The organism is Bryocella sp. (genome assembly GCF_058498515.1).
Window position 1 is genome coordinate 280,030 of the sequence record NZ_JBMHYI010000047.1, and the last position, 26,582, is coordinate 306,611.

Annotated in this window: 17 protein-coding genes; 8 read left to right on the forward strand and 9 right to left on the reverse strand. The window is 64.3% G+C overall.

What is annotated here, in order from left to right; genetic code table 11:
* Nucleotides 1-49: 49 nt before the first annotated feature.
* Entirely contained in the window at nucleotides 50-427 is a 378-nt protein-coding gene (locus tag AC5E6W_RS14610) for a hypothetical protein (protein WP_491753046.1), read from the reverse strand.
* Nucleotides 428-843: 416 nt separating this feature from the next.
* Here AC5E6W_RS14610 and AC5E6W_RS14615 point away from each other — a divergent pair, with 416 nt between their 5' ends.
* On the forward strand, nucleotides 844-2,457 hold the full coding sequence (locus AC5E6W_RS14615; protein ID WP_491753047.1) for a methyl-accepting chemotaxis protein: 1,614 nt from the start codon (nucleotides 844-846) through the stop codon (nucleotides 2,455-2,457).
* A gap of 27 nt (nucleotides 2,458-2,484) precedes the next feature.
* Here the strand turns inward: AC5E6W_RS14615 and hslU are convergent, their stop codons facing one another.
* The 3 genes from hslU to hslV all read right to left on the reverse strand — a co-directional run bounded on the left by hslU (nucleotide 2,485) and on the right by hslV (nucleotide 5,423).
* A complete protein-coding gene (gene hslU, locus AC5E6W_RS14620; protein WP_491753048.1) occupies nucleotides 2,485-4,050 on the reverse strand; it encodes an ATP-dependent protease ATPase subunit HslU in 1,566 nt (521 codons plus the stop codon).
* 5 nt (nucleotides 4,051-4,055) lie between these two features.
* The gene (locus AC5E6W_RS14625) at nucleotides 4,056-4,514 is read right to left on the reverse strand and encodes a nucleotidyltransferase (protein WP_491753049.1); all 459 of its coding nucleotides are present in this window, start codon (nucleotides 4,512-4,514) and stop codon (nucleotides 4,056-4,058) included.
* Between the two features lie 255 nt (nucleotides 4,515-4,769).
* Entirely contained in the window at nucleotides 4,770-5,423 is a 654-nt protein-coding gene (gene hslV, locus AC5E6W_RS14630; protein WP_491753050.1) for an ATP-dependent protease subunit HslV, read from the reverse strand.
* Nucleotides 5,424-5,532: 109 nt separating this feature from the next.
* Between hslV and AC5E6W_RS14635 the strand changes: the two genes are divergently transcribed.
* Nucleotides 5,533-5,985, forward strand: coding sequence for a DUF3592 domain-containing protein (locus AC5E6W_RS14635; protein ID WP_491753051.1), 453 nt, complete (start codon nucleotides 5,533-5,535; stop codon nucleotides 5,983-5,985).
* 5 nt (nucleotides 5,986-5,990) lie between these two features.
* On the opposite strand, the gene AC5E6W_RS14640 is transcribed toward AC5E6W_RS14635, so the two are convergent.
* Nucleotides 5,991-7,016, reverse strand: a complete 1,026-nt coding sequence (locus tag AC5E6W_RS14640) for an aldo/keto reductase (RefSeq protein ID WP_491753052.1) — start codon at nucleotides 7,014-7,016, stop codon at nucleotides 5,991-5,993.
* A gap of 294 nt (nucleotides 7,017-7,310) precedes the next feature.
* On the opposite strand from AC5E6W_RS14640, the gene AC5E6W_RS14645 reads away from it, so the two are divergent.
* Nucleotides 7,311-14,783, forward strand: a complete 7,473-nt coding sequence (locus tag AC5E6W_RS14645) for a choice-of-anchor D domain-containing protein (protein ID WP_491753053.1) — start codon at nucleotides 7,311-7,313, stop codon at nucleotides 14,781-14,783.
* Nucleotides 14,784-14,795: 12 nt separating this feature from the next.
* Here the strand turns inward: AC5E6W_RS14645 and AC5E6W_RS14650 are convergent, their stop codons facing one another.
* The gene (locus AC5E6W_RS14650) at nucleotides 14,796-16,007 is read right to left on the reverse strand and encodes a BaiN/RdsA family NAD(P)/FAD-dependent oxidoreductase (RefSeq protein ID WP_491753054.1); all 1,212 of its coding nucleotides are present in this window, start codon (nucleotides 16,005-16,007) and stop codon (nucleotides 14,796-14,798) included.
* An 83-nt stretch (nucleotides 16,008-16,090) separates the two neighbouring features.
* Here AC5E6W_RS14650 and AC5E6W_RS14655 point away from each other — a divergent pair, with 83 nt between their 5' ends.
* The gene (locus tag AC5E6W_RS14655) at nucleotides 16,091-16,420 is read left to right on the forward strand and encodes a hypothetical protein (protein WP_491753055.1); all 330 of its coding nucleotides are present in this window, start codon (nucleotides 16,091-16,093) and stop codon (nucleotides 16,418-16,420) included.
* Between the two features lie 47 nt (nucleotides 16,421-16,467).
* Nucleotides 16,468-17,757 carry a class I SAM-dependent rRNA methyltransferase gene (locus AC5E6W_RS14660; RefSeq protein WP_491753056.1) on the forward strand — a complete coding sequence of 430 codons (1,290 nt, stop codon included), beginning with the start codon at nucleotides 16,468-16,470 and terminating at the stop codon, nucleotides 17,755-17,757.
* Between the two features lie 12 nt (nucleotides 17,758-17,769).
* Here AC5E6W_RS14660 and AC5E6W_RS14665 read toward each other — a convergent pair whose 3' ends face one another.
* The 3 genes from AC5E6W_RS14665 to AC5E6W_RS14675 all read right to left on the reverse strand — a co-directional run bounded on the left by AC5E6W_RS14665 (nucleotide 17,770) and on the right by AC5E6W_RS14675 (nucleotide 22,715).
* Nucleotides 17,770-18,882, reverse strand: a complete 1,113-nt coding sequence (locus AC5E6W_RS14665) for an alpha/beta hydrolase family protein (protein WP_491753057.1) — start codon at nucleotides 18,880-18,882, stop codon at nucleotides 17,770-17,772.
* A gap of 139 nt (nucleotides 18,883-19,021) precedes the next feature.
* Nucleotides 19,022-21,841, reverse strand: a complete 2,820-nt coding sequence (locus AC5E6W_RS14670; RefSeq protein WP_491753058.1) for a M16 family metallopeptidase — start codon at nucleotides 21,839-21,841, stop codon at nucleotides 19,022-19,024.
* 160 nt (nucleotides 21,842-22,001) lie between these two features.
* Nucleotides 22,002-22,715 (reverse strand): YceH family protein, encoded by a 714-nt coding sequence (locus AC5E6W_RS14675; RefSeq protein WP_491753059.1) that lies wholly within the window; start codon nucleotides 22,713-22,715, stop codon nucleotides 22,002-22,004.
* A 57-nt stretch (nucleotides 22,716-22,772) separates the two neighbouring features.
* Between AC5E6W_RS14675 and AC5E6W_RS14680 the strand changes: the two genes are divergently transcribed.
* From AC5E6W_RS14680 to AC5E6W_RS14690, 3 genes are all read left to right on the forward strand, one after another.
* Nucleotides 22,773-23,234 carry a DUF1569 domain-containing protein gene (locus AC5E6W_RS14680; RefSeq protein WP_491753060.1) on the forward strand — a complete coding sequence of 154 codons (462 nt, stop codon included), beginning with the start codon at nucleotides 22,773-22,775 and terminating at the stop codon, nucleotides 23,232-23,234.
* Between the two features lie 80 nt (nucleotides 23,235-23,314).
* Nucleotides 23,315-25,426 carry a tRNA uridine-5-carboxymethylaminomethyl(34) synthesis enzyme MnmG gene (gene mnmG, locus AC5E6W_RS14685; protein WP_491753061.1) on the forward strand — a complete coding sequence of 704 codons (2,112 nt, stop codon included), beginning with the start codon at nucleotides 23,315-23,317 and terminating at the stop codon, nucleotides 25,424-25,426.
* 56 nt (nucleotides 25,427-25,482) lie between these two features.
* Nucleotides 25,483-26,469: a VWA domain-containing protein gene (locus AC5E6W_RS14690; protein ID WP_491753062.1), complete on the forward strand. Its 987-nt coding sequence runs from the start codon at nucleotides 25,483-25,485 to the stop codon at nucleotides 26,467-26,469.
* Nucleotides 26,470-26,582: the final 113 nt, after the last annotated feature.

The following is a 26,582-nucleotide window of genomic DNA, read 5'->3' on the forward strand; positions in this document are numbered from 1 at the left end:
GGGACGCTTGTGAGGCCGCCTGGACTCCGCCGTGAGGCGGCCCCGCGTACTACGCCGTAGCGGGGTATGGCCGGGGCGGAGCCTCGGCGGTGCCGCGGCGGCGAAGCCTGGTGAACAGCAGAATGTTGAACATGTGCATAATGCCCAGGATTACGAGGACCAGGCCGATTTTCACACTTTCGACCTCGATGATTTCGCGGGTCGATGCGAGCGCCTGGGCTGTCCGCAGCGCCAGCGTGATGTAGCCGACGTTGATCAAGTAGAAGCCGACAACGAGGAGGTGGTTCACTGAGTCGGCGAGTTCGTGGTTGCCATGGAAGGCGTCCACGAGGAAGACCCTGCCGTTCTTGTGGAGGGTGCGCGCGACCCAGACGGTGAGGGCAATCGAGATAGCGAGATAGCTGAAGTACACACTTGCAATATGCATGGTCAGGCTCCGAATTACCGTTCGTTGAACATGTTCAAAAGTAGTAATACTCCTGCGCCAGCTTCCGCACAAGAGAAAATTGAACGGGTTCAATTTTTATTGCGCCCCCACTTCATAGGAGCGTGTTCGGTGCAATCTGCTGGCCTGGCCCGCTCGCAGAGGCAGGACGTGGCACTGTACCGATCCAGGGCAGCGCCCCGGCCGGCTCATTTCCGGCGAAATCCGGCCGATAAAGACCTGCTCGGACCACCATGCTCGTCCGAGCCGACCACCTGTCGGTGTATGCCGAAAGAGTCATCCGGCGTGCGCCTTTTCTCAAACAAGAGATGGCACGCCGATGCACGCCTCTCGGCAACGAGAGTAGCCGCTCCATACCGCGACAGATGCCGAGCTGCCTGTCCCGCCACGAGGACCCCATGAACTTCAGCACAATGACCATCAAACGCAAGCTCTATCTCAGCTATGGCCTCCTGCTCTGCGCAGCCATCGCCATGGGCGTCTCTTCGATTGTGATTCTCACCAATCTGGGTACGGAGACCGCTCAGCTGGGCGTTGTCCGCGCTGGGAAGTTGTTCCATGGCGGCCAGACCAATACCGGCGTCGCCACCATGATCAGCTCCCGTCGCGCGATTCTCTCCAGCGCTCTCAGAAAAGACATGACCGCCTCAGCTCGCTACCAAAAGGATTACCTGGCCGCGGAGCAGCTCGTTCGCGACAACATTGTCGCTACCCGTGCGCTGGGAACGGACCCCACGGGTAAGCCGATGATCGACCAGATACTCGCCACGCTCGATGAAGCCGCCCCCATTCACCAGCGCTTCTTCGACCTCCTCAGCTCCGGCCATGTCGAGGAGGCGACGGCCATGAATCTTGCCGAACTCGTCCCCGTCATGAAGAAGGCGCAAGAGGCCTCCGACAAGTTTGTGGTTTACCAGCGTGACAAGATGGCCACTGCCAGCGAAGCCGCTCAGTCCGAAGTCAGTTTCTCCCGCTGGCTGATGAGTATTTTGCTGGTCGTGGGTCTGGTCATCGGCGGCGTGCTCATTTTCGTCATTCGCGGCCTCGACGCTCAGCTGAGACAAAGCGTCATCGAGCTCAACGAAGGCGCCAACCAGACCACCACCGCTGCCACGGAGGTCGCCTCCTCGAGCCAGTCGCTGGCCCGCGAGGCTTCCGAGCAGGCCGCGATGATTGAAGAGACCTCCGCCTCTGCCGCGGAGATCAACTCCATGGCCCAGCGCAACGCACAGAGCGCGAGCAGCGTCACCGCGCTCGCCCTCCAGGCTGTCGAAACGACCGTCGCTTCCAACCGGGCCATTGCCGAGTGCGTTCTCGCGATGGACGCAATCGCGGATTCGAGCAACAAGATTTCGAAGACCCTCACCGTCATCGATAAGATCGCCTTCCAGACCAACATTCTCGCGCTGAATGCTGCGGTTGAAGCAGCCCGCGCGGGAGAAGCCGGAATGGGCTTTGCCGTTGTCGCCGAAGAGGTCCGTAACCTCGCTCAGCGATGCGCCGAAGCTTCACAGGAAACCTCCGGTCTCGTCGAGCTCTCGCTCAACAACTCGAATGCAGGCAGGTCCAAGATCGGGGTTCTCGTTCAGTCCGGCGAAAAGGTCGACCAGGTGTTTGCGGAGATGAAGGTCCTCGTCGAACAGATTGGGGAGAGCAGCCAGGAGCAGGGCCGAGGAATCGATCAGATTGGCCGAGCGATCGCCAAGATGGAGCAAGGCACCCAGAAGAGCGCTGCCAATGCCGAAGAAAGCGCCGCCGCGGCAGAACAACTCAACGCTCAATCCGAATCCCTGCGCCACACCGCCTCGACGCTCAGCCTCATGGTAGGAATCTCCGCCGGGCCGACTGGCAACCGCCGGTCAGCCTCCACCAGCCGACAGACCTCCCCGAGACCCAGCGTCACACACATTCCGCCCAGCGCCCCGCGCACATTCTCTGCGCCGCGAGCACAGCAGCCCGTCCATGCCGCGCATCACGTTGAGAACGACGACTCGAATTTCATGGAATTCTAGCTGTCAGGAAGACGGACCGCCGGATCGCTACAGGATGTAGCGGCTCAGGTCTTCGTTCTTGACTATGCTCTCCACTTGCGTGGCGACATAGGCGCGGTCGATGGTGAGGACTCGCTCGGTTGTGCTCTCGCCGTTGTCACGCGGCACAATGCGGTCGACCAGCACGGGGACGCCTTCGATGTTGGGGTTGGTCCCCTGTTGCGCGGCGCGGACCATGTCCGGAGCGGAAAAACTCACCTCGTCCAGCACCTTCTCGAGGATGGTGTGCAGACGGCGGGCGCCGATGTTCTCGGTCTGCTCATTCACCGCGAAGGCGAAGCGGGCCATCTCGGCGAGCGCTTCCTCAGTGAACTCCAGCGTGAGGCCTTCCGTCTCGAGCAGGGCGCGGGCCTGCTTTACCAACGAGGCGCGCGGCTCAGTGAGGATGCGCAGGAAGTCGTCGATGGTCAGCGGCTTGAGCTCCACGCGGATGGGGAAGCGGCCCTGCAGCTCGGGGATGAGATCGCTGGGCTTGGAGACGTGGAAGGCTCCCGCGGCGATGAAGAGAATGTGGTCCGTGGTGACGAAGCCGTACTTCGTGTTCACGGTGGTGCCTTCGACGATGGGCAGGATGTCGCGCTGGACGCCTTCGCGGCTGATGTCGGGGCCGTGGCCACCCTCGCGTCCGGCGATCTTGTCGATCTCGTCGAGGAAGACGATGCCTGTGTCTTCGACGCGCTCGATGGCGATGCGGGTGATCTGGTCCATGTCCAGGAGACGGCCTTCCTCCTCCTGCACGAGGTAGTCGAAGGCCTCTCCGAGCTTCATGGGACGGCGACGGGTGCGCTGCCCGAACATGCTGGAGAGCATCTCCTTCATGTTGCTGGATTCCACCTCATCAGGCGGCTGGTTGGAGAAGATTTCGACGGCGGGCTGATTACGGTCGCGGGTCTCAATCTCCACCATACGATCGTCGAGGCGGCCTTCGCGGAACTGCTGACGCAGGCGCTCGCGCTCGCGGGCCCGGTCAGATTCGGGACTGACCGGAGTCTCCACCGCGTGGATGCCGTTGGTGGATCCTACAATTTCGGATCCTTGAAGATCTTCTTTGGGAGCGATCGAAGACTCAAGCGGAGCGTCTGGCTGGCGGTCGCCCTGCGCCATGACGAGGTCGAGGATGCGATCCTCGGCGGCGAGCTCGGCTCGGTCCTCGATCTCGTCGAGCTTCTCCTCGCGCACCATGTCGATGGCGGTCTCGACGAGGTCGCGGACGATGGACTCGACGTCGCGGCCGACGTAGCCGACCTCGGTAAACTTCGAGGCTTCGACCTTGAGGAAGGGCGAGTTGGTGAGTTTCGCAAGACGCCTGGCGATCTCGGTCTTACCCACACCAGTCGAGCCGATCATGAGGATGTTTTTCGGCATCACCTCGTCGGCGATGTCGGGTGAAAGCTTCTGGCGACGGGTGCGATTGCGCAGGGCGATGGCCACAGCGCGCTTGGCGGCGGCCTGTCCGACGACGTATTTGTCGAGCTCGGCGACGATCTCGCGAGGCGTCATCTCCTCGAGGGAGACGGCCTGGTCCTCTGCGGTTGCGGGTAAATAAATTGCCACTCGAACTACCTCGCGCCAAACTTGCGCAGTTGATCTGCGTCAACGAGGTCTTTCGGACGCCCCGACGCGAGCTTGTTTCTGATTAGGTCCTCACGGGAGATGATCTTCACGTCGTGACCGCCTATCTGAACGGTCTTTGCGTTACTCCAGGCCTGCTCGAACGAGACAGCCGAGATGCTCTGCATGACGTCGATACGCGCGGGAGGAAGACCAATCTGGAAGTATTGTCCGGGCTTGTCGATGAAATCCTGTGGCGTTACGTCTTCGAGAGGCGCTCCAAAAGCAGCAAGGGCCCGGTATACCGCAAGCCCGTTCGTCTCGTCCCCGCTCACGAAGATGTCAACATCACCCGTGTAGCGCGGTTCGGTATAGATGTTGACGGCGTGGCCGCCCACAATCAAGAACTTAACTCCATGAGCAAGGAACGCGGACAAGAGATCGAGTTGATCCGGAAGTAGTTCCATGATTCGTCGCCATGCGTCCCGACCGAAGGATCAGCTCCGTGGTGCATCGTAGCTTTTCTTCTGCCGTCCGAGTGTTCCAGTAGCGGATCGTTTCCTCTTCCTGCTCCTCGAGGCTGCTGAAGAACCGAATTTGCCGACTCAGAGGAACATTACCCGTACTTGCCATCGTCGGTACCCTCCGTTCAGTCTAACCGCTCCGGCCAATCCCCGTTGAAAAACGAGGTAGCGTGTCCGGGTTTAGAACTTATTCCATTCTTATTCCGCCTTCAACTCCTCAAACGTCACGTTTTCATTGGAGTAGATACAGATCTCGGCGGCGATCTTCATGCTCTTCTCGACGACCTCGCGGGCGGAGAGATCGGTGTTCTCCAGCAGCGAGGTAGCGGCGGCGAGGGCGTAGTTTCCGCCGGAGCCGATGGTGGCGATGTAGCCGACGGTCTCGCCGGCGGCGTTGCGCACAGGGTCGGGCTCGATGACGTCGCCATCGCCGGAGAGGACGTACATCTGCTTGGTGTCGGCGACGATGAGCAGGGCCTCGAGCTGGCGGAGGAGCTTGTCGGTGCGCCACTCGCGGGCGAGTTCCACAGCGGAGCGGCCGAGGTTGCCACCGAACTGTTCCAGCTTGGCTTCGAAGCGAGTGAAGAGCGCGAAGGCGTCGGCGGTGGAGCCGGCGAAGCCGGCGAGGATGCGCTCGTTGTAGAGCCGGCGCAGCTTCTTGGCGCCGCGCTTCATCACGGTGGCTCCCAGGGTTACCTGGCCGTCCGCGGCGATGACGGTATCGACTCCGCGGCGGACGCAGAGCACAGTAGTGGAGCGCACGCGGCGACCGTCAGCCAGATCTAGCGGGTGGTCGAGCTGGGTGCGTGCACGGCGTGGCAGGGTTGCGGGAGTCATCTCCGGTCGCTTCATGATCCTCTTCGGCACAGCCTCAAAGTATATGCCTCCTTCTACGAGCCTTTGGCGCACGAGCGCACCGGGCTGCGCTATGCTGGCCTCAAGACCCCTCGGGAACCCTGAAGTGAAGCCTTTCCTCCACAAGCTGGTGCAGCTGCTACAGCGGATCGACCTACGTGTGGTGGGAGCCATCCTCGGCGGTGTTGTGCTGGTGGGCTTCGGCGTCTGGCTGTTCTTCCGCCTGCGCCGGCCCTCGGCGGAGGAGATCGAGCGCCGCCGCCGCGTGCAGCTCTCCGAGAAGGGCCGCATCACCGACGGTTTTATCCTGGATGCCCGGACGCTGGCTGGCGAAGAGAGCGTCTCCGACGAACCCGAGGTGCTGGTCTACAGCTACAGGCTGGCGGGTGTGGTCTACAACTGCGCGCAGGATGTCTCCGGACTCGCGGATCGCGTCCGCGGCTTCCGACTGGACCAGCCGGTACAGGTGCGGTATGACCCTCGCAACCCCGGCAACAGCGTCTTGGTGAGCGAGGTCTGGAGCGGGTTGAGAGCACCCTGGAAGCAGCAGAACAGCTGATTGCTCTAGCGGCCTTTGGCGATCAACGCCATCTGGTACTCGTTGTAGCGGTCGCCGACGACGGCGTCGGGAGGGATGGCGGCTTCCAGTTCAGCGATGTCGCCGGGAGTCAGCGTGAACGCCGCCGCTGCGGCGTTCTGCTCGAGATAGGTGCGCTTCTTGGTGCCGGGGATGGGCACAATGTCGTCTCCCTTGGCGAGGACCCATGCGAGGGCGAGCTGGGCCGGCGTTGCGCCCATGCGGTCGGCGATGCGGCCGACGTTTTCGACCAGCTGCTCATTGCGGTCCCAGGCCTCGCCGAGGAAGCGCGGCATGCGGGTGGCGCGTGGATCGGTGGGCAACAGATCTTCCTTCTTCACCGTGCCGGTGAGGAAGCCTCGGCCCAGCGGGCTATACGCCACAAAGCCGATGCCGAGCTCGCGGCAGACCGGGAGCACATCCTGCTCCACGTCGCGGCTCCAGAGTGAGTACTCGGTCTGCAGGGCGGTGATGGGGTGCACGGCGTGGGCGCGGCGGATCGCGTCCGGCCCAGCTTCGCTGAGGCCCAGGTACTTCACCTTGCCGGCGGCGACCAGCTCAGCCATGGCTCCGACGGTCTCCTCGATGGGGACGTTTGGGTCGACGCGGTGCTGGTAGTAGAGATCGATGGTGTCGATGCCGAGCCGCTGCAGCGAGGCGTCGCAGGCTTGGCGGACGTACTCCGGCGTGCCGGTGGTGGTCCACTTTGGGGGCGTGTCGCGGGTGTACCACTGGCCAAATTTTGTGGCGAGGAAGACCTGATCGCGCCGACCTGCGATCGCCTTGCCGATCAGCTGCTCGTTGTCGCCGATGCCGTAGACGTCAGCGGTGTCGAGAAATGTCACGCCGAGGTCGAGGGCGCGCTGGATGGTGCGGGTGGACTCTTCGTCGTCACGCATCCCGTAGAAGTCCGACATGCCCATGCAGCCGAGGCCCATGCGGGAGACGGTCGCGCCTTGTGATCCAAGCTTTACGGTAGTCAGCTTCGGGGTGTCCGGCTTCGCGATGCTCATGCAAACCCTTATACCGAATCGGGGCAGCTGAGGTCTCGGGGGCAACGAGCGCACGGATGGAGCGGGCGGCGTGCACGCCGATACTTCCGGGGGCCCAGGCGTGCACGGCCGCTCCTGCAATATTCGGATGCCGGATTCCAACAGGGGTTGACTCTGTACACGATCAAGAAGTCGCGTCTTCTTCGAGTTGCCTGCAGCTGGGGTTGCCCGTGACTGCGAGTTAGGGCAACTCGTTGCCGTTTCCTGCTACACTCAGCGCCAAACCGAAAGCCCGTTGTCCTGTTCCGATTCGGCATGCCTACTGGAGACGCCAGGAGTATCTTCCTCGCGCCATCCGGCAATCCTGCCGAAGATGCGGAAGATGAGCCGAGCACCGGGCCCAATATCGGTGGATTTGGGAATGCCTGCTTGCCGCTGAGTCGTATCGCGAGCTTCCCCTGCAGCTCGGCGTGGTCCTCCACGACGCCGGGCCGGATCTCTCTTGCGCGCAGACTTGTCGTGGGCCTCGCGGTACTTACGCTCACAGCGGGCCTGCCAGCCGCTTCACAGAGTGGCGACAACACCCCTTCGGCCCAGGCGCGCAGTCATGCGCGGGCGTTTGCGGCAGGGCGAGGGGTCACTTCGGCAGCATGGCGGACGGACGCCTCCCGCACTCCGGCTCAGGCGCTCGCGCAGGCACGGAATCAGTCGCAGGCGATGGCCGCAGCCCGCACGGCGCGGCCGGACAGTGCCACCCTAACCGCACCCTGGCAGCCCCTCGGGCCCAGTTCGGTGGCCTCCATCAGCTATGGAAACGTCACAGGGCGGATCACGACGATTGCGCTCGATCCGAACGATGCAACGGGCAATACGGTGTACGTGGGGACAACCGGCGGAGGCGTCTGGAAGTCGGTGAACGCCGCCGGAGCGCTGAGCTCCGTGACATTGGCTCCGCTCACGGACGACCTGCCGGTGTTCAGCGGCAATGCGGGTTCCTCCGTGATTCCGTCGATCTCGATCGGCGCGCTGGCCGTGCAACCGCAATCCAACCCGGTGCTGCTCGCGGGCACGGGCGACCCCAATGACGCGACCGACTCGCTGTACGGCGAAGGGCTGCTGCGCTCGACGGATGGGGGCCAGACCTGGACCGTGGTGCAGGGCTCGCACGACGGAGCGAACGGCAACCACAGCTTCATCGGACTGGGGACGGCGGGCATTGCCTTCTCGACCGCGACGCCGGCCCTGGTCGTGGCGGCGTTCTCTACTTCCGCTGACGGGGTTCTCACCGGGGCTTCCAACACTGCGACGGCGGGACTCTATTACTCCACCGACGCGGGGCTGACCTGGCAGATGGCCAGCGTCTACGACGGTGCGCAGGTGGTGCAACAACCGACCCCATATACGGGATCGCAGCCGGGCAACGCCGCGACCTCGGTGGTGTGGGATGCACAGCGAGCCATCTTTGTGGCCGCCGTCCGTTATCACGGCTACTACAGCTCGGCGGATGGCGTGACGTGGACGAGGCTGGCCTCGCAGCCGGGAGCGGGACTGACCACGGCCGACTGCCCCTCGATTACCACGTCGACGGCCTGCCCGATCTTCCGCGGCACGCTGGCCGTGCAGCCGCTTACGGGCGACCTGTATGCGCTTACCGTAGATGCCAGCGCGGGTGATCAGGGTCTGTGGCAGGACCTCTGCCGCCTGACCAGCGGCGTCTGCAGTACGCTGGCGCCGACCTTCCCCACAAGGCTGGACAACGGCGCGCTCGAGGTGGGTTCAGGCAACACGGCCATCGCACAGGGAACTTATAACCTCACGCTGGCGGCAGCCCCGGCGAGCTCGGGCGAGACGGAGCTCTATGCCGGTACGATCGACCTGTACCGCTGTACGCTGGCCAACAACTCCGGATCCTGCGCGTGGCGCAACACCACCAATGCGGTGAACGGATGCGCGGCGCCGGCGAAGGTGGCTCCTGCGCAGCACGCCCTGGCGGCCTTGAGTCAGGCTTCGGGATCGCCGCTGCTATTCCTCGGCAACGATAGCGGCCTGTGGCGCTCGCTGGATGGTGTTGCGGAGACCGGCGCCGCGTGCTCCGCGACCGACGCGAGCCACTTCGACAACCTCAACGCGGCGATTGGCGCCGGCGGCTCGCTGGCGGAGATTGTTGGTCTTGCACAGCATCCGTCGGATGCCAACACGCTCCTCGCGGGGATGGGACAGAACGGCTCGGGCGCGACCAGCGCGGCCAGCACTCTCGCGGCGTGGCCGCAGCTCTCGGCGGGCGAGGGTGGTTATCCGCTGCTCGATCCCAACACGCCGACGAACTGGCTGCTGGCGATCGGCGCGGAGGTGAACTTTTCCCTCTGTGTGGTGGGAGGGAGCTGCACGGCAAACAACTTCGTTCCGCCGGCAAGCGTAAGCGAGGCGCAAGTGAGCTACGACGCCGCGCAACTCGACGCGCCGGCATTGCTGGACCCGGGGAGAACCACCAACCTGGTGACCGCGACCTGCCGCGTGTGGCGTGGGCCTGCGTCGGGGAACGCGTGGTCGGCCAGCAATGCGCTCTCAAGCGCCTTCGACGGAAGGGCAACACCATGCACACCTTCAAGTGCGTTGGTGAGGTCTATCGCGGCAGGCGGTCCGGTGGCGAGCTCCGGGAGCGCACAGTGGGCCGGCTCAAAGGTGATGTATGCGGGCATGAGCGGAACGCTGGACGGTGGAGCGGCGATCGGCGGACATGTGTTCGTGACGACGGGGGCGGACACCGCCTCCAGCTCGAGCGTGTGGACCGACCTCAAGGGGTCGCCAGTCACCAATGACTCTTCCGGTTTCAATCCCGCCGGATTCGATATCTCAGCGCTGGCGGTCGATCCGCACGATGCGACGGGAGCCACCGTTTACGCCACAGTGATGGGATTTGGCCAGCCGCATGTCTACCAGTCCACGGACTTTGGGGCGCACTGGACCAATCTCTCCGCGAACCTTCCTGACGCTCCCGCGAATGCTGTTGCCGCCGATCCCGGCGATGCCAGCACCGTCTATGTCGCGCTTGATACAGGCGTCTACGTGACGACGGCCGTGACCACTTGCGCGACAGCCAACTGCTGGAGTCCGCTGGGTACGGGCCTACCGAATTCGCCGGTGACATCCCTGGTAGCGGGAGCGAGCCTGCCCACGGGCGATGGCCGCGTGGGCCTGTTACGGGCGGGCACTTATGGGCGCGGCATCTGGAGCACGCCGCTCCTCACGGCAGCACCCCCGGTGGTGCCGGCCATCACCGTGTCGCCGCTGAGCCTCGCGTTCCCGGCTACGGGAGTGGACATCAACTCCGCGACGCAAGTGGTGACGGTGACGTCCAGCGGAAATACTGCGCTCACTCTCGGCACGTTGACGATCAGCGGCAACTTTGCCATCACTGCCAACACCTGCAACGAAGTGACGTTGGCTGCAGGCTCCAGCTGCACGGTAGGCGTGGTCTTCGCTCCGGTGGTGCTCGGTGCGGCGACGGGAACGCTGAGCATTCCTTCAGCGGCGAGCACCGGGACTGTTGGAGTAACCCTGAGCGGCACGGGAGTTCACCCGCCGACAGACACACTTGCACCCACCTCGCTGACTTTTGCTTCGCAGCAGACTGGCACCAGCAGTGCGGCGCAAAGTCTTACGCTGACGAACTCGGGCGATCTCCCTCTGAGTAATATCTTGATCACCTCCTCGAGCCTTCAGTTCGTGGAGAGCGACACATGTGGCAGCTCACTGGCGGCGCAAAGCTCGTGCAGCATCAGCGTAACGTTCGCTCCCACGGTGAGTGGCGCGGTCACTGCCTCGTTGATAGTGGCGGACGCCCTCCGTAGCCAGACGGTGAGCCTTAGCGGCACAGCATTCAACCCTGCGACCGACACCCTCTCATCAACGTCGCTTACTTTCCCTTCGCAGATACTGAACACAACCAGCGCTGCGCAAACGGTGACACTGACAAACTCCGGCGACGTCGCGCTGGGTATCACGAGCATTAGCTCGACGAGCGCGGAGTTCGCGCAGACGAACAGCTGCGGAAGCTCCATCGCGGCACACAGCGCATGCACGGTGAGCGTTACTTTCACGCCAGGCGTGAGCGGCACGCGTACGGGCTCGATTATTGTGGCCGACGCTCTCCAGACGGAGACCGTGACGCTCAGCGGCGGCGGCTATCTTCCAGCGACGGACACGATGGCGCCGCTCGCGCTCACGTTCGCCTCGCAAGCCGTGAATACGACAAGCGCGCCGCAAAGCGTGACATTGACCAACACGGGCGACGTCGCCCTGAGCATCACGAGCATCACAGCTTCACCCGCGGTCTTCGCGCTGAATAATCCTTGCGGCAGCTCGCTGGCAGCGCACAGTTCCTGCACGCTGAGCATCAGCTTCACCCCCACAGCCAGCGGCACGGTCATTGGATCGCTCGTCGTCACGGACACGATTCGCGCACAGACCGTCTTGCTGAGCGGCACCGGCTACCTGCCCGCGACAGACACCCTCTCCACGAACAACATCAGCTTCGGCACGCAGCTGGTGAGTACGGCGAGTTCGCCGCGCGACGTCACACTCACGAACTCCGGCGATGTGTCTCTCGCGATCACCGGGATTGGCTCATCGAGCGCAGAATTCCCGCAGTCGAACACCTGTGGCAGCTCCCTGGCCGCGCATAGCTCCTGCACGATCACGGTGAGCTTCGTCCCGGCAACTCCCGGCAATCGCACTGGGAGCATCAATGTCGTCGACGCCAACGGTACGCAAAACATTGCGCTTACGGGTCTAGGCGTCGCGGCGCCAGGCGTCACGTTGACTCCCGTGAGCATGGGTTTCGGTTCGGTGCTCATCGGGACAACGAGCCCCGCGCAAATCGTAACGATGACCAACAACGGAGGCTCGGTGTTGACGTTGTCATCGGCGGTCGCGAGCTCAAACTTCGGAATTGCTTCTTCGACCTGCGCCGCGACGCTGGCCGTGGGAGCCTCCTGCACGTACAGTCTCACGTTTTCTCCACCGGGCAGCGGGACGTACAGCGGCAGCTTCACGCTCACGGACAATGCGCCAACGTCGCCGCAGGTCGTGTCACTGACCGGTACGGGAGCAACGCCGGCCGCGCTCCTGGTCTTGCCCGCGTCGCTTACCTTTCCATCCACGACTACGGGAAGCAGCAGCCCTGCGCAGGTCGTGACGCTGACCAACACCGGCGGCCTGCCGCTGACTCTTTCGGGCATAACGACCAGTGTGGAGTTTGTTGTGAGTTCCAACACTTGTGGGGGAACGCTGGCTGCAGGCGTCTCGTGCGCGGTGAACATTGTGTTTGTACCCACTGCCACGGGCGGGGTCAACGGCTCGCTGACGATCAGCAACAGCGCGACGCCCTCGACGCAGACTGTCGCACTCAGCGGCACCGGCCTGGCACCGGCTACCGACACGCTCGCACCGTTGTCGCTCAGCTTCGGCTCACAGCCCACGGGCGCCACCAGCTCTGCGCAGGGCATCACGCTGACCAACTCCGGCGACTCCGCGCTGAACCTCACTAGCGTCTCCACAAGCCCGACGTTTACCGTTGCGAACGGCTGCGGTATGGTGCTGGCCGCGCACAGTGCATGCACTCTGAGCGTGACCTTCAGTTCCGCAACGAGTGGCACCTCGACCGGCACGCTCAGCGTGAGCGATACAGGCCGCACGCAGACGGTTTCGCTGACGGGAAGGACATACGATCCGGCGACGGACACGCTCTCCTCATTAACGCTGAGCTTTGGTTCGCAGGCTATTGGCAGCACCAGCAACTCACAGCCGATAACGCTGACCAACACCGGCCAGGTGGTGCTCAACATCACCAGTATCACGACCTCGAGCGCGGAGTTCGGGGCAACAGGGAACTGCGGTTCGTCTCTTGCGGCGCACAGTTCGTGCACGATCAATGTCACGTTCACACCTACGGGCTCAGGACTACGCAGCGGCAGTATGACCGTCGTGGACGCTGTCCACACGCAGACGGTAGGCCTCAGTGGCACGGGCTACCTGGCCGCGACCGACACGCTGAGTGCGGCGTCGTTGAGCTTCGCCGCGCAACAGGTAAATACGGTCAGCGCGGCGCAGAGCGTTACGCTGTCCAACTCGGGCGATGTCGCGCTGGCAATCACCAGCCTTACGCCTTCAAGCCCGGAGTTCGCAGCGGTGACGAACTGCGGAGCGTCGCTTGCTGCACATAGCTCCTGCACCCTCAGCATCACCTTCACTCCGTCAGCCACAGGCACCCGTAGCGGAACGATCACACTGGTCGACAGTGCGCACACGGAGTCCATCGCGCTGAGTGGAACGGGAGTGGCGGCGGCCGATCTTGTGCTCACACCGGCGGCAGTCCTGTTCCCTGCGACGATCGTGAACCAGACGGCTGCAACGCAGGTCATCACGCTCTCAAACATCGGGGGCGTCGCTGCCACACTGCAGACGCCCATCATCAGCGGCGACTTTGCGATCGCGAACAATACCTGTGGGGGCCAGCTCGCGCCGGGCACTGGCTGCTCGATTGCGATTACCTTCACTCCCACTGGCAGCGGCCTGCGCAGCGGCTCCCTGAGCGTGGGCAGCAGCGTGGGCACGCAGACCGCGGCGCTGAGCGGCACGGGCAATGCTCCCGCAACCGATACGCTGACGCCCCTCGCGTTGACGTTTGCGATGCAGGTGATTGGCAGCACCAGCGCCGGTCAACAGGTCACGCTGACGAACAGCGGAGACGTGGCGCTGACGCTCCTCAGCGCCTCCACCTCGACGGCCGAGTTTGGGGCCGTCAACGCCTGCGGCACGTCACTTGCGGCGCATTCCACGTGCGCCGTGGTAGTGACATTCACGCCCGCAGCGACGGGGACACGTACGGGACTCCTGACCGTCAGCGATGCCTTCCGCAGCCAGACCGTGGTCCTCAACGGTACCGGTGTTGCTCCGCCGGGCGTCTCACTGACGCCGACCTCGCTGAGTTTCGCGCCCACGGGTGTGGGGCTGACCTCCGCCACGCAAGCCTTAGTGTTGACGAACAACGGCGGCCTGCCGCTCGACATCGCGAATGTCGGCGTCAGCCCGGGCTTTGCCCTGACGGCGAATGGTTGCGGAGCCACGCTGTCCGCGGGTACGAGTTGCACGATTCAGATCGTATCGACTCCTGGCGCCGCCGGACCGTATTCCGGCACATTGACGATGGTCACCAATGCCACGCCAGCTACACGGACGGTCACCCTCGAGGGGACTGGCGTGGACTTCGGGCTGACGGCAACCGGTGCGAGTTCGCAAACGGTGAGCAGCGGGGCCGTCGCAACATACTCACTGCAGCTCTCATCGCTAAGTTCTCTGAGCGGCGCCGTCGCGCTCAGCTGCGCGGGAGCGCCGGTGGACTCGCACTGCATCGTGACGCCATCGGCGGGAGCGCTGGGCGGCACACAGGTACTCACCGTAACGGTGACCACGGGCGTGGCAGCTCTCACTCCCGGAGCCGCTATGCCGTGGATGCGCCGTAGCGCTCCTGTGCTGTTCGCGATTGCCGCGCCGTTGTTGTGGTTGAGCAGGCGCAGGCGCAACATCGCAGGGCCGATGGTGGCAGTCCTGTTGTCGCTGGCAGCCGTCGGCGTCATGGGATGCAGTGCGGGACGAGCACTTCCTCCCGGCGCGACGACAACCAACCCCGACCCGACTCCTACGCCAAACGGAACGTACACACTCACCGTGACGGGGACGGCTTCCGGCGTATCGCACGCTGTCCAACTCACGCTGATCGTGCAGTAGCAGCGCGCGCGACTACGCCGAGCGGCCTGCCGAAACGCCGCTGGCCCAGGCCCACTGGAAGTTATAGCCTCCCAGCCAGCCGGTCACGTCGACGACCTCGCCGATGAAGTAGAGCCCCTCGACGCGACGACTCTGCAGCGTGCGAGCATCGAGCTCGCGTGTGTCGACGCCGCCGGCGGTGACCTCGGCTTTCGCGAAGCCCTCGGTTCCCGCAGGCCGCACAGTCCAGGCATGCAGCGCGGCTTCGAGCCTGGCGAGCCCGGTGTTGCTCCAGTCCTGCGGGTTCTCGTTCTCGATCCAACGCTCCGCCATGCGCGCAGGAAGCACGGCGCGCAGTGCGGCGAAGAGGGATGCGGGATCTCTGCGCGCGTTCTTCGCATAGAGCGGCTTGAGCACTTCGTGGCCGGGCGCGAGATCGAACCGCATCGCTTCACCTTCCCGCCAATAGCTGGAGGCCTGCAGTACCGCGGGGCCGCTGACGCCGCGATGAGTGATCAGCAGCTTCTCGCGGAAGGCGGGAATGCGTCCACCGCGAGTTTTCTTTTCGGGAGGATGCTCGGCCTGCGCGATCACTTCGGCGGAGATGCCGCTGAGGTCGCACCACCGCGCGCGATCCTCTTCGCCAAAGACCAGAGGCACAAGCGCGGGGCGCGGTGTGATGATGCTATGCCCGAACCGCCGCGCCACGTCATAGCCAAAGCCTGTTGCTCCCATCTTCGGAATCGACAGGCCGCCGCTCGCGATGATGAGCGATTCGCACGCGAAGTCGCCGGCGCTGGTGAGGAGCTCGAAGCGCAGCGGGGAAGCGACGAGGGGACGCACCTCGCGGACAGTGACGCCGCAACGTATCTGCACGCCAGCCTCGCCGCACTCGCGCTCCAGCATGGTCACGATCTGCCGCGCGGAGCCATCGCAGAAGAGCTGGCCTAGGGTCTTTTCGTGGAACGCGATCCCATGCTTCCGCACCAGTGCGATGAAGTCGCTCGGCTGGTAGCGGGCCATGGCGGACTTCGCGAAGTGCGGGTTTGCGCTGAGATAGTTCTCCGCGCGTGCGCCGAGGTTGGTGAAGTTGCAGCGGCCGCCGCCGGAGATGAGGATCTTGCGGCCGACCTGGTCGCCATGCTCCAGCACCAGGACGTGGCGACCACGGCGACCCGCCTCAAGCGCCGCCATCAGTCCGGCGGCGCCTCCGCCGATCACCACCACGTCCGTTTGCGTCTGCATCGTCTTCATTGTATGGAGCCGCGCGATTGGGAGCAGACGCGGCGGCGGCGGATGGCATCTCAACTGTGCAGGAGGACGACGCGATGACAAAGATGATTTCCTGGGTGGCAGCAGCGGCGGGTATTGCAGTGGCGGCTTATGTGCTGAAGAACATGCCGGCTCCGCAGCATGCGACAGGTTCCGATGACGTTGAGGGTGCAGCACGGCGCACGTCCGCGTGGGGTTCCAAGCAGCGCATTGGCGGCAAGGGGAACAGCGTGGTCGGCAGCATTAAGCAGGGTATCGGACGCGCGACCGGCAACCAGAACCTGCAGGATGAAGGTGCCGTCGACCACATCGGCGGTGCTGTGCAGGACGCCGCGGGTGAGCTGGCGCAGGCCGCAGGCAAGACCCTCCACGACCTCAATCGCTAGGCAATCGCGCGGCGGTGCGAATGCTGGGGTTCTACACTTGAACGAGAATGTCTGATTCTCCCCTTCTTCGCATCAGCCGCCGCGCCGCCGACCGTCTTCGTAACGGTCATCTCTGGGTCTATCGCAATGAGCTTGAGGACCCCGCGGTGGAATTTGCGCCCGGGGTTCTCGTCACGCTTGTGGATAGCCGTCAACGTCCGTTCGGCACGGCTCTCTATTCCAGCGCATCGTTGATTGCGGCACGACTGATCTCAAGCAGCGCCGGAGTCACGCGCGAGGAGTATCTCGCCGAGGTGCGGAAGCGTGTGGCAGCGGCCCTGCAGCGGCGGCACATCGTTGCTCCGCTGGATGAGCACAATACCGCGCAGCGCTTGATCTTCAGTGAGGCGGACGGTTTGCCAGGCATTATCGTCGACCGCTATGGCGCGATGGTTGTGCTTCAGTTGCTGACCCAAGGCACCGCGCAGCAGGACCTGCGTCAGGCGGTTGTGGACACGCTGCGAGCCGAGCTGACTCCCAACGGGGAGCCGCTCACCATCTGGGAACGGCCTGACTCTCGTATCCGCGAGATCGAACAGCTCAGCGCTCCCGCAACGGATGCGCTCTTCAGCAATCAACCCGAGCCCGAAGGTACGACTATCTTTTCGCTCAATGACCTGCGCTTCGCCTATGACGTGGGCGCGGGACAGAAGACGGGCGCGTTTCTGGATCAGCGGCTCAACTATGCCGCCGCCGCGGCGCATGTTCGCGCCTCGGGACTGCATAAGCGAGCGCTGGATATCTGCACCTACCATGGCGGCTTTGCGCTGCATCTGGCGCAGGTGTGCGAGCGCGTCACCGGGGTGGATCAGTCGCGTTCGGCGCTGGAAGCGGCGGAGAAAAACTTCCAGCTCAATGCCGATGCGTTGTCGAGCGGGAAGGTCGACTGGATCGAGGCGGATGCCTTCGACTTGATGCGCGCGCTGGACGATGCGCACCGTAATCCGGACGAGACGACGAAGCTTCCGCTCGATGCGCGCGAACCCTTCGATGCGATCGTGCTCGATCCTCCCTCGTTCGCGAAGACCAAGCGTGCAGCGGAGGGTGCGCTGCGTGGCTACAAGGAGCTGAACCTGCGTGCGATTCGCCTGCTCGCGCGGGGAGGCACGCTGATCACATGCTCGTGCTCGCACCATGTGTCGCTGGCGGAGTTCACCGAGGTCATCGCCGACGCTGCCGGAGACGCAGGCCGCCGCGTGCAACTACTGGAGACACGGGCCGCTGCGCCGGACCATCCTGAGGTGCTCACGCTGCCGGAGACGCGCTACTTGAAGTGCCTGATATTGCGGGTCGAGTAGGCGGGAGCAGCGCTACCAGACCTGCAGCTCTTTCCCGAAGAACTCCACCGCCATGCCAGCTACCTGCGCATGGACCTTGTCGCGATCGACTCCAGGTTCATCGGCGCAGTAGACACCGAGCTTCTCCTTGCCGAGCTCGGTGCAGCTATCGAGGAAGGTGTAGTGCGCGACGCCGCCGGGCAGAATGACCTCGCGCAGGCCGCGCACGCGCGAACGCAGGTAATCTCCGTTGAATTTCGCGGGCGCGATGGGATCGGCATTGCCGACGACGACCTCGATGGGCATGCGGATGGCCTTGAGGCTATCGGGCGTGAGCACCTCTTCGATAGCTGGTGAGATCGCAAAGACTGCGTGGATGCGGTCGTCCGCAAAGCTCTCACCACTGCGCGCCAGCGAGACGCTGCTGGTCTTCCGAGTGGTCTCCAGCATCTGGGGCGGCGGCCCGAAGGCCTTCATCTCGGGCACATGGCACCAGGCGAGGTCGGTGTGCTCGCGGCACTCGTCGTAGAGCACGCTCATGTCGGTCTGCGCGCCCGCGAGCTCCATCACGGTGTAGCCGCCGATGGAAAAGCCTGCAGCGCCGATGCGGTCGCGATCGATGCGCGGGCCAAGCTCTTCATCCGCAAGCATGCCGGTGATGACGTCGCTAAGGTCCGCAGCGCGTTCCCACCACAGGACGAAACCCTGCGCGGTATAAGGCTCGCTGCCGTTATTGCCAGGATGGTTCACGGCGGCGGCGATGAATCCTGCACGCGCGAGCGCCGTGCCCAGCCACGCCATCTGGTCCGCGGAGCCGCCGGTGCCATGCGAGAGCACGATGAGCGGTAGCTTGCGGGGGCCAGGGATGAGTGGAGCATTCGGCGCAGCGCTGCTTTTGCTCAGCAACGGAGCGTTTGGCGGCCCGATCCACTGCGGTGTCTCCGCTGCGGTCTCGGGCGCGGGATACCACACGGTCACGTCGAGCTGATGGCGGCCGCCGCGCCAGTCGCGGGCTTCCTTCGGGTGGAAGACGCGCGTCGTCACGCCCGCATGGACTGGCGGAAGTGGCGCAGGCCTGGGACGCTTCTCGGCAGTTGCCGCAAACGGGGTGAGGCAGAGCAGCGCAGTGAGGATGGCTCGTAGCATGTCGAACGGCTTAGACGACAGGGTAAGTCAAAAGTTTCAGAGCGTACCGTCCTGCAATGAGAGTGTCGCATGGCGGCAAACAAAGGCCGCCCGGATGTGGGCGGCCCTCGCTACTCTGCTATTCCGCTGTCGTGCTGCCTTACTCCACCTTCTTGCCGTTAATGTCCCGCACCTCGACCGCTCCAAGCTTCGCGTCCTTGAGCTGTGGTTCGATCTTGCTGCGGTCGCCGGCGGCGACGATGAGGAGCTGGTCGGGATGGATGTACTCCCGCGCGACGCGGGAGACGTCCGCCGAGCTGACGGCGCGATAGCGCGCTGGCAGGTTGGCGTAGTAGTCCAGTGGGCGGCTGAAGAGGAAGATGCTGGAGAGCGAGCCCGCGATGGATGCCGTGGTGTCGAAGCTGCCGGGCAGCGACTGCACGCTGGCGTTCTTCGCCTCTGTCAGCTCTGCCTCGGTCGGCGGCGTGTCCGGGAAGCGCTTGATCTCGTACATTAGCTGCGTAGCGGAGTCTCCCGTGACGTTGGTGCGCACCAGGCCGCCGGTGAGGAACGGGCCGGCGCCGCGATAGGCGCGGAACGCCGAGCTAGCTCCATAGGTATAGCCGTGCTCCTCGCGCAGGTTCATGTTGATGCGGCTGGCGAAGGCTCCGCCGAGGGTGTAATTCATCACCTGCACGGCGGGCAGGTCCGGCGAGGTGGCGGGAATGCCAACACCGAAGGTGAAGAGCGCGGTCTGCGGAGCGCCGGGCTTATCGATGATGACGACATGCGTGGGGCCGGGCGTGGGAGGCGTTGGCAGCGAAGCCGCGGCTACGGCCGCGCCTGTCCATTTGCCGAAGTACTGGTCGGCGATGGTGTGGGCTTCCTTCAACGTCACGTCCCCGACCAGCACCAGGGCTGAGTCCGAAGGACCGTAGTGGCCCTTGTAGAAGGCCGAGACGTCATCGCGCATGAGCTTGCCGATGCTTTCCATCGTTCCATTCGGCGAGCGGCCGTAAGGCGTATCGCCATAGACCAGCAACGGCCCGACGCGCTGCGCCATTGCTGCGACAGAGTCGGTCTCCTGCTGGATGCCCACCAATCGCTGCTTGCGGAGGCGCTCCATGTCCGACGCGTTGAAGGCGGGGTGCTCGACGACATCCGAAAGGAGGCCCATGCCAACGGCGGTGTTGTTGGCCAGCACGGTCATGGAGGCGGTGGCGCCGTCCATCGTCGCGCCCACGCCGATACGCGTGCCGATCAGTTCCTCAGCGCTGGAGAGCTGCTCGACCGAGCGTGAGTCCGTCGCCTCACCCATCAGCTGCGCGGTGAGACCAGCGAGACCGGCCTTGTCGGCTGGGTTGTTCTCGCTGCCAGCACGGGAGACGACCGCTGCCGAAAGAATTGGCAGAGCGTGCTCCTCGACGACCAGCACCTTCATTCCATTCGCGAGCGCGAAGGTCTGCGGCACGGGCAGGTGCACCGTGGGCGCCGGCCCCGGCTTGGGAATGGTCTTGCGCCAGTTCTCCGTCTCCTCGAAGGCCGGGGTGTAGGGGTTAGTGATCTTGACGTCCGCGTCCGTGTTGTCGGGCGAGCGCGGCACGTCGTCGAGGATCTTCTTGCCGGGCACACAGTAGATCACCACCGCCGCATCCTTGGTGAGGTACTGGTTGGCCGCGGCCTTGGTGCTGGCTGCGGTCACAGCTTCTTCCGCGGCAACATCTTTGGGCAGATAGCCGGGGTCGCCGATGTACTGGTTGTAGCGATCCAGCGTGTCGGCCACGCCACCGAAGCCGCCCAGCCGTTGCAGGCCAGTGATCTTTCGCGACAGGTCGCCGGCCTTGGCTGACTCGAGCTCCTCCGGGGTCGGCCCTTCGTCCTGCAGCTTCTTCAGGACGGTCCAGAAGGTGGCCTCGAGATCCTCGAGCTTCACGCCAGGCTTGGCGACGATGTCGCAGCTGGTGACGCCGGTGAGCTTCAGGGGCTCCGAGCCGCAGGTTACGCTCTGCGCCACCTGCGTCTTGATCACCAGTTCCTCATCAAGGCGGCTGGTCTTCGCTCCGCTCAGCGCGTAGATCGCAGCCGAGGTGGAATAGGAATCCGGGGTGAAGGCCGCGGGCGTCAGCCAGGACACGCTCAGGCGCGGAAGCTTCACCGTGTCGGTGACGGTGACACGCTTCTGCGACGTGATCGGCGGGGTCTGCACGTTCACCGGCTCCACGGCCGGGCCTTGCGGGATGGGGCCGAAGTACTTTTCCAGCAGCGCCTTCAACTGCTTCGGATCGAAGTCGCCGGCTATGGCGATGGACGCGTTGTTGGGCGTGTAGAACTGCTGGTGGAAGTCGCGAACATCGGCCACACGCGCGGACTCGATGTCCTGGTGGCTGCCGATCACCGATCCGTAGTAGGGGTGGCCTTTGGGGAAGAGCTGGTGGTACATCTCTTCGTCGGCCACGTCATAAGGGCGTCCCTCGCCCTGACGACGCTCATTGCGCACCACGTCACGCTGGTTGGTGAGCTTGACGCGATCGAGGCCCTCCATGAGGAAGCCCATGCGGTCGCTCTCCAGCCACAACGCCAGCTCCAACTGGTTGGAGGGCATGGTCTCGAAGTAGTTGGTGCGGTCGAAGTCCGTCGTGCCATTCACGTCGGTAGCGCCCGCGCCCTGCACAAACTTGATGTGGGCCTTCTCGCCGACGTGCTCCGAGCCCTCGAACATCATGTGTTCGAAGAGGTGAGCGAAGCCTGTGCGGCCTGGCCGCTCGTTCAGCGGGCCGACGTGATACCAGAGGTCGACGGCGACGAGTGGGAGACGGTGATCCTCATGCGTGATGACCTTGAGCCCGTTAGGCAGCGTGTAGGTCTCGTACTTGATCTCCGGCAGCTTGAGCTTGCCATGCTCCGGAGCGGCGGCAAACGCCTGCGCGGAGATTGCCGCGGCCATCGCTACGGCGAGCACTGTCCTCGTAATACGCATCATCGAAGTGACTCCCTGGACGCACCGAGGCGCCCGCTTGTGTCGTTCAGGTGAACTCTGGAACTGAATCATAGACGGTCGAGAGGGAATTTCCGTGCCGGGAGATACGCGCGAAGCGTCCCAGCCGTTCCCGCGGAGAAGCGTGCGAAACATCTCTGCGCGATCAACCTTCGTTGATTCCCAGCTGTGCCTCGAGTGCCGTCAGGCGGGCCTCCAGGGTCTCGATACGCGCCTCGAGCCGCGCGATGCGCTCCTGCGCAGCCGTATCGACGCGCAGAGCAACAGGCGCGCTGTGCACCGCCGACGCTGCAGGAACCGCCATCAGCGCGGCGTCCACCGGCCCGGAGAGCAGGTGCGCCCAGCGGGCCTCGCGAGCCCCAGGCTGACGCGGCAGCAGCGCGACCAGCGGGTCCTCGCGACCGGCGAGGCGCTCCAGCGTGGTCTGCACGGCGGAGTTATCGTCGAAGCTGTACAGGCGCTCCGCGCGGGCGCGAAGCTCTGCCGGCGTCTGCGGTCCGCGCAAGAGCAGGAGGCAGATCACAGCCACCTCATCGCGCCGGAGCGGAGCTCCTCCGAGGCCTTCTCGCATGCGGTGCTCGAACTTGGCCACGCGCGCGTCGCCGAGCGTGCGCACCAGGCCGAGCTGCTCCAGCTCAAACAGCGCGCCGCGCACGTCAGGCTCGCTGAGGTTCAGCACCGGCTCGCGGCTGGACTTCTGGTTGCACGCATTCAGCGTCGCGTTGGTGCTCAGTGGGTAGTACTCGGGGGTGGTGGTCTCCTTCTCCATCAGCACGCCCGCAACGCGGGCCTCGACATCGCTCAGCTTGATCATGGATTTCATGCTATCGGCTTCCGCGCGGAGCGTCGCATCGAGCATGAAATCACGCTCCTCCCCCTTGCCGCACCCGCCCGGGCTGCCTACACTGGCTGCGCCATGAAAGCTGCGGAAGACCTCTTCGACACGGAAACTCTCCAAGAGATGCGCCGCCGCATCCTGGCGCTGACGCCGGAGAGCCCGCGCCAATGGGGCAAGATGTCCTCCGCGCAGATGCTCACGCACTGCACGCGTGGCGTGCAGATGGCGACTGGGGAGCTGAACGTTCCACGCGTCTTCATCGGGCGGATCCTGGGCCCGATCATCAAGCCCATGGCGCTGAAGGAGGGAGAGCCGATGCGACGCAACTCTCCGACCGTACCGGCACTCCTGGTGACCGAAAGCTGCGAGTTCGAATCGGAGCGTCAGCGGCTGGTTACAGAGTTGGATGGCTTTGTCGCGGCCGGACCTGGAGGCTGTAGCACCCATCCCCACCCGTTCTTCGGCTCGCTCACTCCGGCGCAGTGGTCCGCGCTGGTGCATAAGCACCTTGATCATCACCTGCGCCAGTTCGGCGCGTAGGGCACGCGTAGGGCAACTGCACCTTGGCAAACTTCCCGCACTCGCTGCGACTGAGCCCTGCGCTCTCATACACTGGAAGGGTGAGTTTTTCCGAACAGTTCGATGTGCTGGTGGTCGGAGCAGGACACGCTGGTTGCGAGGCTGCGGTCGCCGCGGCACGCATGGGCCTGCGCACGGCGCTGTTCACGCTGAACCTCGATCTGATTGCGCAGATGAGCTGCAACCCTGCCATCGGCGGCGTTGCCAAGGGCCACCTGGTCCGGGAGGTAGACGCGCTCGGCGGGATCATGGGCGAAGTTGCCGACGCCTGCGGCATCCAGTTTCGCTTGCTCAACACCTCGCGTGGCCCGGCGGTGTGGTCGCCCCGCGCGCAGTGCGACAAAGCGCTGTACCGCGTGAAGATGCGCGAAAAGCTGGAGAGCATCCCGAATCTGTTCATCAAACAGGCGGAGGTCGTTGATCTTGTTGTAGAGCAGGTCGGCGAGGCAGCAGGTCGGCAAGCTAGCGATGCGACGGCGTCGGCCGACTCGCCGACCTGCTCGCATGTCACCGGCGTCGCACTGCGCGACGGGCGCACCATTTCCGCGAAGGCTGTCGTCGTCACCACCGGCACCTTCCTCAACGGCCTCATCCACTGCGGCGAGCAGCAGTACACCGCGGGCCGCTCCGGTGAGCCTGCGAGCGTGCTGCTCGGCGAGAGCCTGAAGCGGCTCGGCCTGCGCGAGACGCGGCTGAAGACGGGAACACCTCCGCGCCTCGACGGCCGCACGATCGACTGGGACAAGTTCGAAGAGCAGCCCGGCGACATAGATCCGACGCCGTTCAGTTTCCGCAGCGCGCCAAACGATGGCGACGCCACGTGGACGCCACCGCTGCGCCAGATCTCCTGCCACATAGCGCACACCACGCCCGAGACGCTGCGGCTGATCCGCGAGAACGTGCACCGTTCGCCCATGTACACCGGGCAGATCGAAGGCATCGGCCCGCGCTACTGCCCGTCGATCGAAGACAAGATCGTGCGCTTCCCGGACAAGGCCTCGCACCAATTCTTCCTGGAGCCCGAGGGACTGAACACGCATGAGGTCTACATCAACGGCATGAGCACCTCGCTGCCGATGGAGGTGCAGTCGGCGATGGTGCGCTCCATCCCTGGCCTCGAAAACGCCGAGATGCTGCGCCCCGGCTACGCCATCGAGTACGACGCCATCGATCCCACTGAGCTGGACCGTACGCTGCGCGTGAAGAAGTTCACCGGGCTCTATCTCGCGGGGCAGATCAATGGGACCAGCGGCTATGAAGAGGCGGCCTGCCAGGGACTGATGGCGGGCATCAATGCAGCACTGTTCGCCCGCTGGGCGAAGCAGGTTAGCGACAACCTTGGCGCTGACTCGTTGCCCGCCTTCACGCTTAACCGCACCGAGGCCTACACCGGCATCCTCATCGACGACCTCATCTCCAAGGGCACCGATGAGCCGTATCGCATGTTCACCTCGCGAGCGGAGTTCCGGCTGCATCTGCGGATCGACAATGCGGACCAGCGACTGACGGCGCATGGCCGCGAGCTCGGACTGATCGACGACGTGGCCTGGGCGGCGTTCGAGGCCAAGCAGCAGCGCTTCGAGACGATGAAGAAGATCCTCGAGACGGCGCGCCTCAACGAGGGTGACTTGGAGATACTGCAGGCAGCCGCCGACAGCAGCTCCGAGATCGATGCACCGCAAGCCTTTGCTCGCGGGGAACTCTTCGCGCAGGTGCTCAAGCGTCCCGCTGTCTCCATCGAGCTGCTGCTGATGGCCCTCCTCGCGCGCGTCGACGCGGTGGCTGAGCTGGCTCCGTGGTCGCGAGCGTTGAAGGCTGTAGACTTCACCCGGACGCGAACGCTTCCTGCCTGGGTCCGCAACGAGTTGAAGACAGTGGAGACGACGATCAAGTTTGCCGGCTACCTGGCGCAGCAGCAGCGCAGCATCGCGCGCCTGCTGGCCGATGAGGCTCGCGCCATCCCCGCCGACTTCGACTACACCATCGTCAGCGGCCTCTCACGCGAGATGCAGGAAAAGCTCAGCCGCGTGCGTCCCATGACGCTGGGCCAGGCCAGCCGACTGCCCGGTGTGACCCCGGCCGCGGTCTCGCTCATCCAGTGCTTTCTGGAGATGCGGGCCAAGGGAATGAGCACTCAGCGGCGCACGGCATAGTCCCCCACACGCAACAGCTTCGCGCTATAGTGCTAGGCCAGGGACGGGGTCCTTCCATGCGCATCCGTGCTGCCTTCGCGTCACTGCCGATCCTCCTGCATCCACTGCGCGCCCAGCAGCCATCGACGCCGCAGGAGCCTACTCAGACAACAACGATCACCGTGACCTCGCGCATCGTTGCAGTGGACGCCCTGGTGCGCGACAAGGCAGGGAATCTGGTCCTCGACCTTGCCCAGCCTGACCTGACGCTCAAGGTCGACGGCCACGTGCAACCGGTGCGGTACTTCAGCCGCGATCAGGACCTCCCGCTAACCGTCGGGCTGCTGTTTGATACTTCCGCGAGTCAGCACCAATACTTCGACGATGAAGCGCTTGCTGGATCGATCTTCCTGCGCGACACGCTGACGCACGAGAACGACCGCGCTTTCCTTGTGGCCTTCGATACTTCGGCCTTTCTATTGCAGCCGTTCACGCACTCGCTGCCTGCGCTGAACAACGGCCTGCGTCTGCTGGGGTATCGCACCAACCAGCTTTCTGCCGGGGCGAACGCGACGCATCTTTACGACGCGATGATCCATGTCTGCCGCGAGGTGTTGGAGCAGGATCCAACCAACGCCAATACCGGCCGTCGCGCCCTCCTGGTCCTTACCGATGGCGAGGACGTAGGCTCGCGCGCCAACGTGGAGGAGGCGATCCGCACGGCGCAGGAGGCCAACACCGCGATCTATTCCATCCTGTACACGCGCGAGACGCCCGACTATCCGCATGTGCCCGGCCAGCGCGATGGCATCGGCGTCATGCGCCGTATCTCCGCGAAGACCGGCGGACGCGAGTTCCTGGTGCAGCGAGGTGTTTCCATCAGCTCGGTCTTCGGCGCCGTCGCGCAGGAACTCCGCTCCGAGTACCGCCTGGCCTTTACCCCGCCGGAGTCCAAGCCAGGAAAATACCACCGCATTGAACTGAAGGCGAACGATCCGAGGCTGGTGGTGCAGGCCCGGGCGGGGTACTGGGAGAAGCAGCAGAACAGCGGAATAGCGAAATAGCGAAATAGCAGAACAGCGGGGATGGAATCCTAGCCGACTCGACCTCGCTGATCCTTCTCCGCTCAGCACCGTGTTCCGTCGGAGAACTGGCTTTAGCTACTCTGCTGTTCCGC

Excerpts from the sequence above, each read along its gene's own strand:
- AC5E6W_RS14610 (WP_491753046.1), bottom strand. The coding sequence starts at position 427 with ATGCATATTGCAAGTGTGTACTTCAGCTATCTCGCTATCTCGATTGCC.
- AC5E6W_RS14615 (WP_491753047.1), top strand. The coding sequence starts at position 844 with ATGAACTTCAGCACAATGACCATCAAACGCAAGCTCTATCTCAGCTAT.
- AC5E6W_RS14625 (WP_491753049.1), bottom strand. The coding sequence starts at position 4,514 with ATGGAACTACTTCCGGATCAACTCGATCTCTTGTCCGCGTTCCTTGCT.
- hslV (WP_491753050.1), bottom strand. The coding sequence starts at position 5,423 with ATGAAGCGACCGGAGATGACTCCCGCAACCCTGCCACGCCGTGCACGC.
- AC5E6W_RS14640 (WP_491753052.1), bottom strand. The coding sequence starts at position 7,016 with ATGAGCATCGCGAAGCCGGACACCCCGAAGCTGACTACCGTAAAGCTT.
- AC5E6W_RS14645 (WP_491753053.1), top strand. The coding sequence starts at position 7,311 with ATGCCTACTGGAGACGCCAGGAGTATCTTCCTCGCGCCATCCGGCAAT.
- AC5E6W_RS14650 (WP_491753054.1), bottom strand. The coding sequence starts at position 16,007 with ATGCAGACGCAAACGGACGTGGTGGTGATCGGCGGAGGCGCCGCCGGA.
- AC5E6W_RS14655 (WP_491753055.1), top strand. The coding sequence starts at position 16,091 with ATGACAAAGATGATTTCCTGGGTGGCAGCAGCGGCGGGTATTGCAGTG.
- AC5E6W_RS14660 (WP_491753056.1), top strand. The coding sequence starts at position 16,468 with ATGTCTGATTCTCCCCTTCTTCGCATCAGCCGCCGCGCCGCCGACCGT.
- AC5E6W_RS14665 (WP_491753057.1), bottom strand. The coding sequence starts at position 18,882 with ATGCTACGAGCCATCCTCACTGCGCTGCTCTGCCTCACCCCGTTTGCG.
- AC5E6W_RS14670 (WP_491753058.1), bottom strand. The coding sequence starts at position 21,841 with ATGATGCGTATTACGAGGACAGTGCTCGCCGTAGCGATGGCCGCGGCA.
- AC5E6W_RS14675 (WP_491753059.1), bottom strand. The coding sequence starts at position 22,715 with ATGCTCGATGCGACGCTCCGCGCGGAAGCCGATAGCATGAAATCCATG.
- AC5E6W_RS14680 (WP_491753060.1), top strand. The coding sequence starts at position 22,773 with ATGAAAGCTGCGGAAGACCTCTTCGACACGGAAACTCTCCAAGAGATG.
- AC5E6W_RS14690 (WP_491753062.1), top strand. The coding sequence starts at position 25,483 with ATGCGCATCCGTGCTGCCTTCGCGTCACTGCCGATCCTCCTGCATCCA.